Origin of the sequence: Argonema antarcticum A004/B2 (assembly GCF_023333585.1) — a bacterium.
Classification (GTDB): domain Bacteria; phylum Cyanobacteriota; class Cyanobacteriia; order Cyanobacteriales; family Aerosakkonemataceae; genus Argonema; species Argonema antarcticum.
Genome location: NZ_JAIQZN010000129.1, coordinates 1 through 17,124, shown reverse-complemented (window position 1 = coordinate 17,124; position 17,124 = coordinate 1). Strand labels below are relative to the sequence as shown.

At 41.7% G+C, this 17,124-nt stretch carries 16 protein-coding genes; 14 read left to right on the top strand and 2 right to left on the bottom strand.

Annotated features, from left to right (window positions below; all coding sequences use genetic code 11):
• Nucleotides 1-346 precede the first annotated feature (346 nt).
• Nucleotides 347-649 carry a hypothetical protein gene (locus LAY57_RS31995; RefSeq protein WP_249071230.1) on the top strand — a complete coding sequence of 101 codons (303 nt, stop codon included), beginning with the start codon at nucleotides 347-349 and terminating at the stop codon, nucleotides 647-649.
• Between the two features lie 47 nt (nucleotides 650-696).
• Here LAY57_RS31995 and LAY57_RS31990 read toward each other — a convergent pair whose 3' ends face one another.
• Nucleotides 697-990 carry a hypothetical protein gene (locus LAY57_RS31990; RefSeq protein ID WP_249071229.1) on the bottom strand — a complete coding sequence of 98 codons (294 nt, stop codon included), beginning with the start codon at nucleotides 988-990 and terminating at the stop codon, nucleotides 697-699.
• Nucleotides 991-1,092: 102 nt separating this feature from the next.
• Between LAY57_RS31990 and LAY57_RS31985 the strand changes: the two genes are divergently transcribed.
• The 13 genes from LAY57_RS31985 (at nucleotide 1,093) to LAY57_RS31925 (ending at nucleotide 16,554) form a co-directional block, all read left to right on the top strand.
• Nucleotides 1,093-2,145, top strand: coding sequence for an RHS repeat-associated core domain-containing protein (locus tag LAY57_RS31985; protein WP_249071228.1), 1,053 nt, complete (start codon nucleotides 1,093-1,095; stop codon nucleotides 2,143-2,145).
• A 36-nt stretch (nucleotides 2,146-2,181) separates the two neighbouring features.
• Nucleotides 2,182-3,567: a serine/threonine protein kinase gene (locus tag LAY57_RS31980; RefSeq protein ID WP_249071227.1), complete on the top strand. Its 1,386-nt coding sequence runs from the start codon at nucleotides 2,182-2,184 to the stop codon at nucleotides 3,565-3,567.
• 214 nt (nucleotides 3,568-3,781) lie between these two features.
• Entirely contained in the window at nucleotides 3,782-6,715 is a 2,934-nt protein-coding gene (locus LAY57_RS31975; protein ID WP_249071226.1) for an RHS repeat domain-containing protein, read from the top strand.
• A gap of 65 nt (nucleotides 6,716-6,780) precedes the next feature.
• Entirely contained in the window at nucleotides 6,781-7,128 is a 348-nt protein-coding gene (locus LAY57_RS31970; RefSeq protein ID WP_249071225.1) for a hypothetical protein, read from the top strand.
• A 43-nt stretch (nucleotides 7,129-7,171) separates the two neighbouring features.
• Nucleotides 7,172-8,797, top strand: a complete 1,626-nt coding sequence (locus tag LAY57_RS31965; RefSeq protein WP_249071224.1) for an RHS repeat-associated core domain-containing protein — start codon at nucleotides 7,172-7,174, stop codon at nucleotides 8,795-8,797.
• Between the two features lie 185 nt (nucleotides 8,798-8,982).
• Nucleotides 8,983-9,192 carry a hypothetical protein gene (locus tag LAY57_RS31960; protein WP_249071223.1) on the top strand — a complete coding sequence of 70 codons (210 nt, stop codon included), beginning with the start codon at nucleotides 8,983-8,985 and terminating at the stop codon, nucleotides 9,190-9,192.
• Nucleotides 9,193-9,225: 33 nt separating this feature from the next.
• A complete protein-coding gene (locus LAY57_RS31955; protein ID WP_249071222.1) occupies nucleotides 9,226-9,996 on the top strand; it encodes a DUF6745 domain-containing protein in 771 nt (256 codons plus the stop codon).
• Between the two features lie 37 nt (nucleotides 9,997-10,033).
• Complete coding sequence (locus tag LAY57_RS31950) at nucleotides 10,034-10,198, top strand: RHS repeat-associated core domain-containing protein (RefSeq protein WP_338022532.1); 165 nt, start codon at nucleotides 10,034-10,036, stop codon at nucleotides 10,196-10,198.
• Entirely contained in the window at nucleotides 10,167-11,255 is a 1,089-nt protein-coding gene (locus tag LAY57_RS31945) for an RHS repeat-associated core domain-containing protein (RefSeq protein ID WP_249071221.1), read from the top strand. The genes LAY57_RS31950 and LAY57_RS31945 overlap by 32 nt, the downstream gene beginning before the upstream one ends.
• A gap of 82 nt (nucleotides 11,256-11,337) precedes the next feature.
• Nucleotides 11,338-11,811, top strand: a complete 474-nt coding sequence (locus LAY57_RS31940) for an aldehyde dehydrogenase (RefSeq protein WP_249071220.1) — start codon at nucleotides 11,338-11,340, stop codon at nucleotides 11,809-11,811.
• Nucleotides 11,790-15,431, top strand: coding sequence for a polymorphic toxin-type HINT domain-containing protein (locus LAY57_RS36360; RefSeq protein ID WP_249071219.1), 3,642 nt, complete (start codon nucleotides 11,790-11,792; stop codon nucleotides 15,429-15,431). The genes LAY57_RS31940 and LAY57_RS36360 overlap by 22 nt, the downstream gene beginning before the upstream one ends.
• Before the next feature lie 8 nt (nucleotides 15,432-15,439).
• Entirely contained in the window at nucleotides 15,440-16,105 is a 666-nt protein-coding gene (locus tag LAY57_RS31930; protein ID WP_249071218.1) for an ankyrin repeat domain-containing protein, read from the top strand.
• A gap of 2 nt (nucleotides 16,106-16,107) precedes the next feature.
• Nucleotides 16,108-16,554 (top strand): hypothetical protein, encoded by a 447-nt coding sequence (locus tag LAY57_RS31925; RefSeq protein WP_249071217.1) that lies wholly within the window; start codon nucleotides 16,108-16,110, stop codon nucleotides 16,552-16,554.
• 261 nt (nucleotides 16,555-16,815) lie between these two features.
• On the opposite strand, the gene LAY57_RS31920 is transcribed toward LAY57_RS31925, so the two are convergent.
• Nucleotides 16,816-17,124 (bottom strand): DUF192 domain-containing protein (locus LAY57_RS31920; protein ID WP_249071216.1); only part of this gene is annotated, 309 nt, incomplete at its 5' end.

Below are 17,124 nucleotides of genomic sequence, written 5' to 3'. Positions count from 1 at the left end.
GGCCTTAGTTCTTATGTACTATTGAATTGGCTTTTTGTTGATGTGTGACAGTTGAGGGTGCGGAATGTGGGCTATAAAGGAGGAGGGGTAGGATACCCCGGAGAAGGAAACGGCACTGAGTTTGGAGCTGGATTAACTGTGGGTATTTCTTTAAATATTTCTTCAACCGATGCCTAGAAGTTCTATGCTGCAATTTACAGCGGTTCCCGCAGTAAGGCGGTACACTCAATATAGTGGTAGCTACTGTAAGAAATTGGTTTGCTATTTTCTACTGTACCTCATAACAGCGGGAATCGCTGTATATTCGAGTACACATAATAAATTTAATGCAAGGAGTCCTGTCATTATGCTTCGTACACCAGGCAGCTGGCAATTACTTATTTTTTGGGTACCTGTGATAATGAGTAATAAAGTTATAAATCGGCGGCTACAGGGGGATAATTTTAGAGATCCCAAAAATGAATGCTTTGTTTGGGGAAGTGGATTGTTGTTTATTGGAACTGGAATTTTTACTTTAATAGGGGGTCTGTTGCGATTATCGGTCAAAGATATAACCTTCTGGGTAATGTTTTCATTACTTACTATTGGCTCATTAATCCTCGCTATCGCTGCTCAGTCTAATGATTCCTCTGATTCCTCTTCTCAATAGAGACTTTCAAGATTTTACTTTCAAGGTAACTGCTCACCGCAACTGGGTTACGGTATCGCCAATGGAGGGTTCCAGCTGAGCTGGTAGCAAGTGTGGTAAGGGTTTGAGCCAAATAGACAAAAATAGAGTATAGTGGCTTCCATGCTCAAGAAAGCCACACTGACCAGCGAACCGATACAGATAGCCATTGCCGTAGAGAAGATGGCACAGGCAATGCTGTCGTTGGCAGAATGGCTACGATAAGCTTCAGCAGCAGCTAAAACAGCAACAACGAAAACTCCAAGAAAAACAGCAGTTGATAGAGGAGCAGCAACAGGAGATAGAACAGTTAAAAGAAGCACTCGACAAGCTAAAAAACCGCACCTCATCAAACAGTTCTACTCTCAATTGTTGGTGGTGAGGAAAGGCGATATTTAGTTGATGCTAATCGTCCTTATGCAGAGGTGTTAGAGGAGTACGCGCCTGGTGGGGGAAATCGGGTTTCTTACGTGCATGGGTTGGATTTGATCTCTCAGAGTCGTAATGGGAATAAGTCGTTCTATTTGTTTGATGGACACAGTGGGGTGCGACAACTCACTAATGGGTTGGGTGCTGTTACGGATAAGTACAATTACGACGCTTTTGGTAATCTGCTTTCTTCAACTGGTAATACGAATAATAATTACTTGTATCGGGGTGAGCAGTTCGATCCAAATCTCGGTTGGCAGTATTTAAGGGCTAGGTATTATGACCCGAATGTAGGGCGTTTCCCCAATGTAGATCCGTTTGAGGGTATGCAAAAAGAGCCGATGTCGCGGCATCGGTATCTGTATGGCAATGCTAATCCTGTTACTTATAGCGATCCGAGTGGGGAAATGACACTAGCAGAACTAGATGGTGCACTTGCGGTGCATGATAGCATCATGGGTTTGGGCTTTGGTTTAACTATAGCTCAGCGACCATTAGCTTACGGCTTTCAATCTATTGGCGACCGAATGACAACATGGGATGGCTGGTATACTCTGATAACTGGAACCCTAAACAACGTAGCCAACCCAAGTGCGCCTCTCAATCAAATTTTAGGTAACAGCAATATCGTGCCCTTAGAATTTACAGCAGGCCCTAGCATGGGATTGGGGTTCTATGTTGCCGATTCATCTCCTTTCAGTAATGGAACAAGAGTAGAGAACGGATTGTGGCTACATATCTTAGCAGGAGTAGGCGCACGCATAGGTTTTAGAAACCTTCCACTGGGGGGGTCAACAAGCCAAATGAGTGTAGAATCTCCAAGTTTCTTTGCGGGTACTCATGCTTTAGCAGGAGGAGTTATCTTGGGTAGTGCTGGCGCTACAGCCGTCATGGGAGGGGGCATTGCTGGTGGCTGGATCGGTTTCGGGACTGCCAAATTCTCTACTGGTGGGTTATATGGCATAGATATAGGTATGGACTTGTTGAGTGGCATTTCAATTCCAATAAAGGGAGACGTTAAGCCAGCCCAGGCAACACCCCAAACATAAGTGAAGTAGTATAAGCCTCTTTAACTTATAAGAGCAATGGAAACACTACACCAGCCCGGAAACATTATTGCCAATCGGTATCGAATTATCACTCCTTTAGGTCAGGGAGCGACAGGAACAACCTATGAAGCGGAAGACTTAATTGACTATCAGCGAGTAGCACTAAAAGTCTTGTCCATGCGCCACATTACAGACTGGAAAGTATTAGAACTATTTGAACGAGAAGCCAAGGTACTTGCCAATCTCGATCATCCGGCAATTCCGAAGTATCTCAACTACTTTCAGCTGGATACTCCCCACGATTCCCGATTTTATTTGGTGCGAGAATTAGTCTTTGGTGAGTCGTTAGCTGACCTAGTGCAGAAAGGTTGGCATCCAAACGAAGACGAGGTGAAGTGGATAGCCTTCCAAATGCTACAAATCCTCCACTATTTGCACTCTCTGAGACCACCCGTAATTTCTCGCGATATCAAACCACAAAATATTATCCGCTGTCAGGATGGAAAAGTATTTTTAGTGGATTTTGGGGCAGCACAAGATATTTATCGCAATACCTTAACTTGTGGCGGTACGTTTGTTGGCACTATAGGTTATATGCCACTAGAGCAGTTTCGAGGACAGGTGGAACCAGCTTCTGATTTGTATAGCCTGGGGGCAACTTTGCTGTTTTTGCTGACGCACCGAAGACCTGAAGAACTACCATCGCGTTCTATGAAGATTGATTTCCGCGATCGGGTTCAAATGTCGCTTGAATTAGCTGACTGGTTAGATAAGATGCTGGAACCATTAGTTAAAGATCGCTTCCAGTCAGCTATGGAAGCGTTAGAATCGCTGGGTAGTCAGGGAGAGACTACCTCTTCTCTGGCGCAAAGACGACAAAAACCAAAAGGCAGTCGCGTTGTTTTAAACAGAAATGACAAGTGTTTAGTAATGTATATTCCGCCGATTGGAATGCGAGGTGATAACGTTACAAGTTGGAGAGCAACTAGCTTCTTTTTTTCTTTGTTTCTATTAGGTGGTTTGTCTTACGCTCTATGGTCATCTGTTAAAGCAGGGAACGTGGAAAGTCTGGAGCTAGGATTTTATGTACTAGCAACTTTTTCTGTTGCATTTTTTCAGTATACCTTGAAACGATATCTATTCCAAATAGCAGGTCACATCTGCATAGAAATCGAGCCGGAAAATTTCCGATTACATTGGTATTGCTTTGGCTTTCATCGCCAGGTAAATGGGAAAACTAGGAATATTAAAGAAATCAAGTTAGCTTACCATAACGATACACAGTTTCCATCAAGGATAGCCTTTGTTATGAAAGACAAAAATATCACGCATCATTTTGGTTTTATGCTAAGGGAAGTAGAAAAAAAATGGTTGGTAGCTGAACTATCTGATTTTTTGGAGTATACAATCACTCGTTACTAAATGGGATTACGACAATTCTGGCAAAATTAAGTTTCTCACCGACGCAGAGAATAAAGTTAACGAGTATCAGTACGATAAAAATGGCCATCAAATTGGTGTCATTGATGCGCTGTTACGCAAAACAGAATCTCGCTACGATGATAAAGGTCAACTGATTGAAACTATCTATCCAGATAATACACCTGAAGAGTCCGATAATCCCAGAACGATCGATTTGTACGACAAAGGGGGTCGCAGACGGGCTACAATCGACCAAGACGGACGGGTAACCCATTACAAGTACGATGATGCGGGTCAGTTAATCGAGACGATTTATCCCAAAGTGACAGATACGCTGTCGGGGTTTGTTGCAGTGATCGCTCCCACTCAAACACCTGCTACGATAGATTGGACTGCTGTAATCTATCCCGATGAAACCCCTACTTATTTAGCAAATCATCCCAGAAGTAAAACTGAGTATTACAAAACTGGTCAAGTTAAAGCGCAAATTGATGAAAGGGGGAATCGAACTGAGTATCAATATAATGCTAAAGGCGAACAGATAGAAACAATCTATCCCGATAATACACCCAATACATTATCAGACAATCCCAGAACAAGCAGCAAATACGATTCATCGGGTCGCCTGACCGATTCTATCGACCAAAAAGGAAGAATAACTCGCTACAAATACGATAGTCTGAGTCGTCTGACTGAAACTATTTACCCCGACAATACTCCGAACAATCTTTCCGATAATCCGACTACAAAGACTGAGTATGATAAGTTAGGACGTAAAGTTGCTGCAACTGACCAAAAAGGTAAGATTACTCGTTATGAATATGATGATATCGGTCAGTTGACTGATGTGGTACAAGTTATTGATGCGCCTGTTGAGGTGAGAACTGAATATGAATACGATGAAGCGAATCGTTTAGTTTGGATTGAGGATGCTAATGACCATAAAACTAAGTATGAATATGATAAAAATGGACGACGCATTGCGACTGAATTACCGCTTGGAAAGAAATCCTACACTACTTATGATGCGGTAGGAAATATCTATACTACGACTGATTTTAATGGCGATTCTATTAGCTATCAATATGATGAACAAAATCGGTTGATTAAGAAAAACTTTTCTGCTGCTAGCGGTCAAGTTCCCGTCACGTTTACATATACACCCAGCGGACAGATTGATAAGATTGTTGATGGGAGGGGAACTACTACTTTTAAATACGATGAACGCAACAGGTTAATTTCTCGGACTGACCCGAATGGAGTTTATTTAGCAAGTGGTCATACGATTGAATACGGGTATGATGTGGCGGGTAATCGTACTGAGGTGAGGACTCCCAATGGGAATGTTTCTTATACTTATGACGAACAAAATCGGTTGAAAACGGTAACGAGTTCTCAAGGAACTACTACTTATTTCTACGATGTTGCTGGGAATTTAGTCAAAACTGAATTGCCGAATGGGGTGGTAGAAACTAGGGATTACGATGAATTGAATCGGTTGAAGTTGGTGAAGAATGTCAAAGATGGAGTGGGAATTTCCAGTTTCGATTACACTCTGGATTTGGTAGGTCATCGACGGGTTGTTTCTGAACAAAATGGTAGGAAAGTTGAGTATGAGTATGATAGTTTGTATCGGTTGACGAAAGAGACAATAACTGATGCTGTTGCTGGTAATCGGATTGTTGAGTATACCTACGATAAAGTAGGGAATCGCCTGACTTTGAATGATTCGGTTGAGGGGATTACTACTTATTCTTACGATAATAATGACCGTTTGAAGATGGAAGAGTTGAATCAGAATGGTGTGGTTGTTCAGACTGTTGAGTATCGTTATGATGATAATGGGAATCTGAAGTCTCGAATTAAGAATGGGGTGGAAGAGGTAAGTTATACTTGGGATAAGGAAAATCGTTTGATTGGGGTCATAAAAGCTTCAGGGGAGGTGATTTCTTATCAGTACGATAGCGATGGGATAAGAGTCAGTTCTACTGTTAATGGGGTGAAGACTGAGTTTTTGGTGGATAAGAATCGGGATTATGCTCAGGTGTTGGAGGAGAGGGTTAATAATGGGTTGACTGTTGGTTATATTTATGGTAACGATTTGATTTCTCAACAAAGGGGGAGTGAGAAGTCGTTCTATTTGGTGGATGGTTTGGGTAGTACGCGGGGGTTGACGAATGCAAGTGGGGTGGTGACTGATAGGTATAGTTATGATGCGTTTGGAAATTTGATTGGGTCTGGTGGTAGTACTGAGAATAATTATTTGTTTGCTGGGGAACAGTTTGATAAGGGGTTGGGTGATTATTATTTGCGGCAGAGGTATTATGATACGGATACTGGGCGGTTTACTAGGAGGGATTCTTGGGAAGGAGACATAGGTGAGCCTCCAACACTACACAAGTATATTTATACAAATGCAAATCCTGTAAATGCAATCGATCCAAGCGGGTTAGAAACGACTGTTTATATCCATTCGGGTGCCCATTGGTATGGACACGCTGCAATAGATGTAAATGGAACTGTCTACACCTTTGGAAGATACATCTCAACCAATTCTTACTCTGCTGGCACCAAGGGCGACGGTTATCTTTTGCAAGTACCAAGAACTGACTACTTCGCTAATCGAGGTTTTACCTCTTCAAGAGATACAGTAGATCGTTATGCTATTAATCTCACTGCTGATGAAGAATCTAGGGTGCTAGCCTTTCTTGAAGGAGTATACAACTCTGGTACGCCTAGTTCGGAAAGATACCCCAGATCGGGAGCAACTGGGTACTATGGTAGAGTGTTAAGCGGATGGAATAACTACAGATTCATTTTTGGTGCAAATAATTGTTCCACTCTTATACAAGATGCTTTATCTGCGGCACATATAACAGAGAGATTGGGGGGTATGCCACTGGAGTATGATCGATTTGGTTTACCTACTGGTGGGATACGAAATGAAATGTCTCCTATTCAGTTTGGTCGTATTCTAGAATTCAATAGCAACATGGGTATAGGTTCAGTTACTAAGTTAACCTCACATGAACCATCAGAAACTAAAGGTAGAGAAAGAGCCATCGGAAATGTCTTTGATATTCCATTAGTTGCAATGGATTATTTTCTTGATGGAGCCTCATATATCCCTTTTGGTTACCGATGGTAGCTACTACCGTAACTTTACATTACTTGTCAGTCAAGATAGTCTCATATTAATTCAATACTGGATTTATGAAAAAAAAAGAAACTCTTTTCAAAAATGGTGTTGTAATCGTGCTAGGTCTGTCTCTGCTACTGAATATTTGGGTGGGATGGGAGTGGTTAAACGCTCCTGAATACAAAATTGGTATCCTTAAGAAGGATCTAGAATTATCTTTTGACGGGGCAGGCAGGCAGCAACTGATAAAAATGTCTAAGGGATTATCTGTTAGAAATGAAATGCCCAGAGGTCTAGCAGGAGTAGGAACTTTCTTACCTTACAGATTCTCAATAACTATTGCTACTGACGATCCTTATTTGGTTGATTACTCTAAACCTTCTAGATCAACAGATGTATATACAGTAGGACACCTGGATTGACAAAGGAGGGAATTCGATCCGTTTTGAACTGCCCATAAAATTGGTGAAGAATAGTAAGGATGGAGTGGTTATTTCTAGTTTCGATTACACTCTCGATTTGGTAGGTCATCGGCGAGTTGTTCAGGAACAAAGTGGTAGGAAAGTTGAGTATGAATATGATAGTTTGTATCGGTTGACAAAAGAGACAATAACTGATGCTGTTGCTGGTAATCGGATTGTTGAATATACCTACGATAAAGTGGGTAATCGCCTGACTAAGAATGATTCAGTTGAGGGGATTACTACTTATACTTACGATGATAATGACCGTTTGAAGACGGAAGAGGTGAAGAAAAATGGTGTAGTTGTTCAGACGATTGAGTATCGTTATGATGATAATGGAAATCTGTTGTCGAGGATTAAGAATGGGGTGGAGGAGGTAAGTTATACCTGGGATAAAGAAAATCGTTTAATTGGGGTAAGAAAGGCGAATGGTGAGGTGATTTCTTATGGGTATGATAGTGATGGGATAAGGGTTAGTTCTACTGTTAATGGGGTGAAGACTGAGTATTTGGTGGATAAGAATTTGCCTTATGCTCAGGTTTTGGAGGAGAGGGTTAATAATGGGTTGACTGCTGGTTATGTTTATGGTAATGATTTGATTTCTCAGCAGAGAGGGAGTGAGAAGTCGTTTTATTTGGTGGATGGTTTGGGTAGTACGCGGGGGTTGACGAATGGTAGTGGGGTGGTGACTGATAGGTATAGTTATGATGGGTTTGGGAATTTAATTGGGTCTGGTGGTAATACTGAGAATAATTACCTGTTCGCTGGTGAGCAGTTCGATAAGAATTTGGGTGACTATTATTTGCGGCAACGGTATTATGATACGGATACGGGGCGGTTTACTCGGAGGGATAGTTATGAGGGAAGTATCGGTGAGCCAGTTACGCTGCATAAGTATCTTTATGCTAATGCTAATCCGGTTAATTTTATCGACCCAACTGGCTTATTTACTTTATCAGAGATTTCAACTGCACAAGAAATTCGTAATACTTTGGCAGGGATACAGACTGAAAGTTACAGTTATCTCATAAGTTCTACTCTCCGAAGAGGAGAATACGGTTTTGGAGAATTTCTTTCCGATCTGTCATTAAATGCAGCAGTTTCCGTATTTGCTATTCTACAGTACCCACTTTCATTTAGCTGGCTAGATGATCTCGGTGGGGGTGGGGGAGGTAGTATCTCAGCAGGAAGAGGCTCCTCTGGGGGAGGAGGATTACCACGTTTTACCTACCGAGGAGACTCAAGACCTCCTGAAGAAATATTTGAAGCAGGTCTTCAACCTCGGAACCCTGGTGGTAACATCACACTATTTGAACACGTAAATGGAATTAATGAAATCACTGGCGCAACTGTAGACCTACGTCGTGATAGCCAATGGGTATCAACGAGTTTGAATGCAAATTCAGCGAAAGGTTTTGCAAACGATGATTTTCAAGGTGGGTTTGTCTATATAGTGCGTCCTAGAATGGGATCTGACGTGAATGCAACGTTTGGTATATCCTCCTCCGAACACGAATTTGCGGTACTTGGTGGGATTCCGCCCCAAGATATTCTAGGTGTTAGAAGGGTAGGTGACGATGATAAGTTCACGGGCAAATTTATACCTAATCCTAAATTCATTAAATAAAATCTCCAAAGGTATGCTACAATGACCTTAGAGTTTAAGGATGGTTATATTCTATCAGCCCTGGCTACTGTTGCATGACTTTGGAGAATTGGTATTAGTTAGAAGAATGTACGGTGTAATTATAACAACAAGAAAAGTTTGAATGAAGATTTTAACAACTGTCAAAAAATGAATTAAGAGCAGCTATGACTTATAAACCAGTTAAGCCTTCAGAGAAAATTATACAACAAGCAAAATTTCATCCTAACAAATGGATTTACGAGATTGATGGAAACTATCCTTCTAATCAAGCTGTTCCACCTGAAGCTATTATTGGGGCTTGGAAAGTTGATTTTAAGGGCAACATCGAGGGTGAATTTATACCTAACCCTAATTATAAGCCAAAAAATGACTAATAAAAAATTAACTTTTTGATAGAACTGTAAAAAATGATTGAAAAAATAACAAAAAAGCAAGAAGAACTAATTTCGGTTTACCGGAATAAGTGGCAAGAAATTGTTTTATCTACCGAAACAGTTGACAGAGTAAAAGCCGAACAAGCTGTAAAAGTTGCTTATAACATGATAGGGTATGAAGAACCTGAAATTATCTTCTGTCAAAGTCCATATGAGGCTTTAAGGACTCTTCTGAGCCAATCTCAATGCCGATTAGAAAGCGAACCGAAATACAACCTAAGTAATTTAATTTGGAACCAATTTAAAAGTCAAGTCAGTATAGAAGTTATCCGCTTAATTTGCCAGCAAAATGAACCCATGAAACGTTTGATTACACAATATAGTACTCAACTAAATCTACAATTAAGAAGGCAATTAACCGATCTGACAAATCAACAAGGAAAAATATTATTAAAACGTTACAATCTCTATGTTCAACCGGAAAAATGGGCGATTTATGGAAGTCAATCTGACTTTTGCATTTCCGTGTTGAATTGTAATCACAATAGTCAAAATTGGAAAGTATTTCAGTTATTAGTACGGCATTCCGGCTCTATTTTTTCTTTTGAAAAAGTGGCACATTTTGGGGAATTGCCCATTAAATTTAAAAAAATGGTAATTATTTGCGATCGTCCTATACAACTCTCCTTGGACAGTGAATACCGCCTTCATGCCGAAGGAAAACCCGCAATTCAATTTGCTGATGGATACAGTCTGTACTCTTATCACGGCGTTACCTTGCCAGAAAAAGTACTCGGGGGTTGACTGATGCTGGTATAGTTATGATGCGTTTAGGAAGGCGATCGGGCCTACTGGTAATACTGAGAATAATTACCTGTTTGCTGGGGAGCAGTTCGATGAAAATTTGGGTGATTATTATTTGAGGGAGAGGTTTTATGATACGGATACGGGACGGTTTACTAGGAGGGACACATTTGAAGGCTTTTTGTCTAAGTTCTACTATTAATGGGGTGAAGACTGAGTTTTTGGTGGATAAGAATTTGCCTTATGCTCAGGTGTTGGAGGAGAGGGTTAATAATGGGTTGACGGCTAGTTATGTGTATGGTAATGATTTGATTTCTCAGCAGAGGGGGAGTGAGAAGTCGTTTTATTTGGTGGATGGTTTGGGTAGTACGCGGGGGTTGACTAATGCTGGTGGGGTGGTGACTGATAGGTATAGTTATGATGGGTTTGGGAATTTGATTGGGGTTTCTGGGAGTACTGAGAATAATTATTTGTTTGCTGGTGAGCAGTTTGATAAGGGGTTGGGTGATTATTATTTGCGGGCGAGGTATTACGATACGGATACTGGCAGGTTTACTCGGAGGGATAGTTATGAGGGAAGTATTGATGAGCCTGTTACGCTACATAAGTATCTTTATGGCAATGCTAATCCGGTTACCTATATCGACCCAAGCGGTCAATTTTCTATCCAAGAAATCGTAACAATTAGCTCAATTATAGGAACAATTGCTGGAACTTCATTAGGTGGATATACAGGTTATCAACGAAGTGGAAAATTACTCAGCATTACAACATTTGGTTATGCACTACTTGGCGCTGTAACAGGAGGAACATTAGGAGCGCAACTAGGGTCACTCATCGCTTATTTTTCAGGTTCATCAATAGGTTTATCAGCATCAGGAGCCACATTTGGGACTATTATTAAGATGACTCCTAAGATGGTTCAGCAAATAGCTCGAATAATTTCTAGCCGCTCATTAATTTATAGAACAGATGGCAGCCTAAAAGGATTAACTGCAACATCATTCGCCGCCGGAGTTGTTTCAGGTGCTATTGGCGGAATTTTCACTCCTGATGAATTTGAAGATGAAGTTTCAGTTGGTGCATTAACTGCATATGGCGGTGGAAATGCTTTAACTATTGGTTATGAATGGTTAAAAAGTAATATCCAAGGACTTCGACGAGTTCCTGGCTCAGCACAGCTAGGATTAACATACGTAGCTGGATTTAATTTGGGCTATTTTGCTGCTCTTAGGGTGCGTCAATTATTAGAGCCGTAAAAACTCTGTATTTACCCTTTAAGTAAAAAGTGAATGTTGAATTTACCTATTTACGTTTAAAATCAATAAACAAGGAGACTTAATGCTTTATATGCTACTTAGGTTTATAGAAAACCAATACCAACAAATCCTAAATTTTTTATCAGAACAACATCATCGACGTTCCGAAGAGAGACGTAAGATGTTTTTGGCACGAATTCAACCTCAACCAGAATTAGATTTTATTGCGAACTGCTTTCATACTGCTTGTGAAAGGCAGCGCAAAGTAGCTATTGCCGTCCGCAATGCGATTGCAAAACTTGGATGCGTTGAATCAATATTCATTCGTTCGGAAGCCTGTTTTGAGGATTTTGATTTACTTCCATTTTGGGAATGTTGCGGTGATGCAGGTTTTGACTCGGTGTTATTTATTGAAGCAATCCAAGAAGAACTTGGTGTCAAATTTACAAATGAGCAACTTAGCTCGTTATCAGTAAGCGATCCTGATTTAAATACACAAATGAAAATCTCTGAATTTGTTCGCGATTTCTATCGGTGGTACAGCAATCTTTTATAAGATTCACAAACTTTCCTTATAACCTCAGTACCAGCTTCATCTACGATAAAGAAGGGCGCATTCTTTCTAACAGTAATTCCCACGACAATCCCAGAATCAAGAATGAATACACTTCTGCAAGTCGCCTCAAGGGTAAAACCGATATCTTCGGGAATTGGGAGAAGTTTGAATACAACAATCTCGGTCGTCTAATTCGCCAAAAAGATGTCCTGAACAATTACACCAGCTACACCTACAACAAAGGCGGTCAACTCACTTCCATCATCGACAAAAGCCTCCACACTACTCAGTTTACCTACGACGATAAAGCGCGTCTAATTGAAACTCTCTTCTTCGATAACTCCAAAACGAAAGTCACCTACGATTCTTTAGGACGAGTTGAAACTTCTACCAACGAATTAGGACAGACAACTCGCTACGAGTACGACCCCTACAGTCAAATCAAAGCTATCATCAATCCTCTCAACGAACGTACCGAGTACGAGTACGACCATCGTCGCAACTTGGTCAAAGTAACTGATGCCAATCAGTACGTTACTCGCTACGAATACGACTCACTAGGTCGGCAGATAGCAACAGTGTATCACAACGGCGATCGCGTCGATCTCCAATACGATCGCTTTAACCGTCTCACTACCGCCACCGACGAAAACCGCCACGCTACCAAATACTCTTACAACAACCTCAACCAGCTTACCAGCTTAGAACTGGCCAATTTAGCTCGTACCAACTACACCTACGATAACCTGGGACGGTTGAAGAAAGTTGAGGACGCCAACCACAATTTTACCGAATACGAGTACGATGCCTTCAACCGCACCACAGCCACAGTTTTACCACTTTTACAGCGCGACCAGACAGTTTACGACAAGTTCGGTCAAGTTAAAAATTATACCGATTTCAATGGCGATACCATTAATTACACTTACGACCCCTACGGTCGCCTGAATCGCAAATCCTTTACCAATCCCAACATCGCCCCCGTTGACTACACTTACGACCCCGTTACATCTCAAGTGCTAACGGTAACAGACGGGCGCGGCGAAACTAAATATACTTACGATAACCGAGAACGTTTGCAGTCGATCGCGCAACCGGACGGTAAGAAAGTCCAGTACGGTTACGACCTGCTTTCCAATCTTACATCCCTGACTACTCCTGCCGGGACGATCGACTACACCTACGATAAGCTCAATCGCCTGGATAAAGTCAAGCAAGGCACGGAAATATTAGCCGATTACGACTACAATAAAGTCGGGAATCTAGAGCAGACGGTCTCTTCAGATGGAACTACAGAAACCCGTCAATACGACCAACGAAATCGACTCACCAATATCCAGACTAAGAATACGGTCGAAAATATTGTTTCCCGTTATACCTACACTCTCGATGGAGTCGGAAATCGCAAACGGGTAGTAGAAAACACCGGGCGGACTGTAGATTATACTTACGATGAAGTCGATCGTTTGACCTCTGAGAAGATTACCGATGCGGTTACGGGTAATCGGACGATTGGTTACAGTTACGATTTAGTTGGTAATCGAAAGTCGCGCAACGATTCGGTGGATGGGTTAACTAATTATAGCTACGATGGGAACGATCGACTTTTACAAACTACGCAAGAACAATTTACCTACGATAATAACGGTTCTTTAAAGACCAGAGTTTCTGGCACCTCGACGACTACCTACGATTGGATTAATGATGGGGAAAATCGTTTGGTTGGGGTGAATTCTACCAAGCCAGGTAGCACTTCTAACATTAAATATATCTACGATGCGGCAGGCAATCGAGTTGCCAGCATTGCGGATGGGGTGAGAACCAATTACTTGGTAGCGCCGATTTGGAATTTGCCCCAGGTATTGAATGAGTATGACGGGAATGGGCAAGTTACCAGTGATTATACTTATGGATTGAGTTTGATTCGATCGCGCAGTGGAGGCAATGAAAGATTTTACCACACTGATGGTTTGGGTTCGACCCGAATGCTGACGGATACGACGGGATTGATTACTGACCGTTATAACTATGATGCTTTTGGGGTGTTGCTGTCACCTAATAGTGGGTCTAGTAATCCCTATCAGTTTGCGGGAGAAAGGCGGGATAGCGGGACGGGGTTAGATTATTTGCGGGCGCGGTATTACGATTCTTCCTTGGGAAGGTTTGTTTCCAAGGATGCGTTCACCGGGTTTTTGAATGACCCGATGAGTCAGCATGATTATCAGTATGCTCATGCTAATCCGGTTGTCAATACCGACCCGACTGGGTATTTTACCCTGGGAGATGTCTTAAACACTATTACAACCGCATCCCAATTAGCGTTAATTGGCAGCACGAGTTTCGCTGGGGGTTACATGACTGTGGGAATCCTCTCTGGTGCAAATGCTGGGGATGTTCTGCAAATGTTTAGCGATTTTGCAGGAGGTTTTGCCAGTGGGATATCTGGCGGTTATTTGACCAATGTATATGAGTCATATAGCGGTCATCCAGTTGAGCCGAGACATGGCGTATTGTGGGGTGCTGGCAATATTGCGGGGATTAGTAGCTCTTTCCTCATCGGTATGAAGTTGCCCAGTTATATGGCGACGACTGTTAGTCCTACACTGCGGTGGATGGCTGTTGGGGCGACGGGTCTTTCTACGGGTTTTGATGTTTATGGGGCGGCGCAGGCTACTCAGAATCTGTATCAAAGTTATCAGGATAATGGTCGGTGGGAATGGCAGGATGCTTGGAATTTGCTCAACTATGTGCCTTTTGTGGGGATGTTTGGGAGTCTGAAGCGGGGTTTTGGTGCGACGCGGGATGTTCCGAACCCGGTTGGAAGTGTTAATGAGGAAATTAAGCTCGGTACTGGCGATTATGTGGTTACGAAAGCTGAGGGTAACACGAATTGCTTTGTGGCTGGTACGGAGATTTTGACGAGTGAGGGTGAGAAGGATATTGAGGATATTGTGGTTGGGGATTGGGTGATTGCTGATGACCCGACTACTCCGGGGGAGATTGAGGCGAAGCAGGTTTTAGAGACGTTTGTGCGCTCAACTGATGGGTTGGTTGATTTGTATGTTGATGGGGAGGTGATTTCTACTACTGGTGAGCATCCTTTCTGGGTGGCAGATAAGGGGTGGGTGGAAGCGAAGGATTTGTTGGTTGGGTCGCTGTTGCAGACTGAAGATGGGAGGATTATCGATGTTGATAGAATTGAGAAACGCTCTGGGCAGTTTGAGGTCTACAACTTTAAGGTTGAGGGATTCCATACTTATTTTGTTTCGGATTTAGGGATTTTAGTTCATAATGCTGAATACGGTCGTTTTTTAAGGAGACAGATTGGCGATCCTCCAACCGACATGGAAAATCCACACGCCCATCACATTCTACAAAAACTAGGTAGAGAGGGAACTCAGCGAGCATTAGTTCAAGAAGGGCAAGCTATTTTAAGAAAACACGGTATAGATCCAATTTGGGGCTTAGAAAATCTGGTTTGGGCACCTAATAGAGGGCATACAACTGCAGCGCAAGAACTTGTTGTTGAGGAGCTTAAAGCAGTTGATGCGGCTGGGCTAGGTTATGATGATATAGTAACAGTTCTCCGAAGACATGGAAGGATTGCTGCAAATAGATAGGAGATAAAATGGCAGAAAAAACGCTTGTTAAGGAATTTTGTGATTTAATCCGCCAAGGAGATTTAGAGCGACTTGTCGCATTAATAGAAGAAGATAAATCTCGTTTATACATGACTACTGTGTTTGGTACATGGCTACATTTTGCTGCAAGTGAAGGGAAATTAGAAATTGTGGAATATCTTATTGCACAAGGACTGGATGTTAACACACACTGTGAAAGTGTTAGTAGTTTATTCACCCCTATACAGGCAGCCGTCTATTCTGGCAAAGCAAATATTGTTCGTTATTTACTTTCTTGTGGGGCAATAATTGATACCAATAGAGGTTCCCTAGAAAATATTCTATTTTTAGCTTCTCATCAAGGCTATACAGAAATAATTCAACTATTAATTGAAAGTGGAATCGATGCCAAGGTCAAGTATAATAGCGATACCATGAAAAATATGGATGCTCTAGCATTAGCCTATGAATATGGTCAAGAGGCTGCTGTTAATATACTCCGACCTTATTCACTTGGTGAACCTGTATTTTGGCATGATAAACGTGGAGGAAAATATTACAGTATGCCTGTTATCAATAATAATTATGTTCGTCAGGGATGGAGAAGATTTGATTTTCAAGGAAATCGAATCGGTACATATGATTCACATAATCAAAAGCGAATTGGAGATTAACAATGTTTCATATTGAATTCATTCAAAGCTCATCTTCTGATTACCAAGTAAGTAATACAAAAAGTGGGGAAATTGCGCTCGGAGAATTTAAAGACTTTTTCCACTCTTCATTATCTTATTGGACTCAACAGCAATATTCAAATCAATGGAAAGAAGGACTTCGGAGAATATGTATGGATGGATTAAATACATCTCTAATAACAGATATGTACGACCCAAATTCATCTAATATTATTCAATGGTGGATATTGCGCCCCAAGAAAAATTTAGTTTATATCCGCAACGAGCTATTATTTTTGGAAAAAGTAAAACAGCCATTTCTCGAAGATAATATATACAACTATATTGAGGAGCGACCAGCTATAAATCGCTCTGGTAAAAAAATATCCGAGTGGGAGATAGATATATCGAATATATATGATTTTTATTTAAGATTGTCAGAAACATAATATCTGGTTGTTGTTTTTCTAGTTCAGATATTGTTGAGTTATTTACACCCAAAGCTTGGTTATGGCAACTTGCTGCGGATGGGCAATCACCTTGAAATCCCTGCCAAGCTTTGCGCGTAGGACACAAAAAAACTAATCGTTTGGCACACGCTTGTACGGAAGACCCAAATTTACTCAGCCTACTCCTCTACAACAAAGAGCTTTGGATTTGCTGGGAGTTGGGTTGTAATGTACCCATGTAACTTGCCTGGGCCGCGAGCCTCAAGCTAAGTCCTGCATACCTTGTGGGTTTTTGTCAAAGGGGAACTCCAGTTTAACTCCTATAGATAACCCAAGTTTACCCGCCATGCCCGCAGGTAACTCAATTACCGCATCAACGGGAACGGGTGGCTTGTATATCGGACAGGGCTGCTGGTAACAAGGAGGAGTAAAATGTGCGATCGCAACCACTCGCCCTTGCCGCACAAAAACAATATCCAGAGGCACTCTAACGCTGGGGGGGAGACAACTATAGCTCAAAGGTAGATTGGATAAGGGTTTCGGCTCGGCGACCTCGTTGATAATAAGGTC

Coding starts and splice junctions, on each gene's coding strand:
- LAY57_RS31925 (WP_249071217.1), top strand. CDS start 16,108: ATGTTTCATATTGAATTCATTCAAAGCTCATCTTCTGATTACCAAGTA.
- LAY57_RS31930 (WP_249071218.1), top strand. CDS start 15,440: ATGGCAGAAAAAACGCTTGTTAAGGAATTTTGTGATTTAATCCGCCAA.
- LAY57_RS31970 (WP_249071225.1), top strand. CDS start 6,781: ATGAAAAAAAAAGAAACTCTTTTCAAAAATGGTGTTGTAATCGTGCTA.
- LAY57_RS31980 (WP_249071227.1), top strand. CDS start 2,182: ATGGAAACACTACACCAGCCCGGAAACATTATTGCCAATCGGTATCGA.
- LAY57_RS31940 (WP_249071220.1), top strand. CDS start 11,338: ATGCTTTATATGCTACTTAGGTTTATAGAAAACCAATACCAACAAATC.
- LAY57_RS31955 (WP_249071222.1), top strand. CDS start 9,226: ATGATTGAAAAAATAACAAAAAAGCAAGAAGAACTAATTTCGGTTTAC.
- LAY57_RS31960 (WP_249071223.1), top strand. CDS start 8,983: ATGACTTATAAACCAGTTAAGCCTTCAGAGAAAATTATACAACAAGCA.
- LAY57_RS31995 (WP_249071230.1), top strand. CDS start 347: ATGCTTCGTACACCAGGCAGCTGGCAATTACTTATTTTTTGGGTACCT.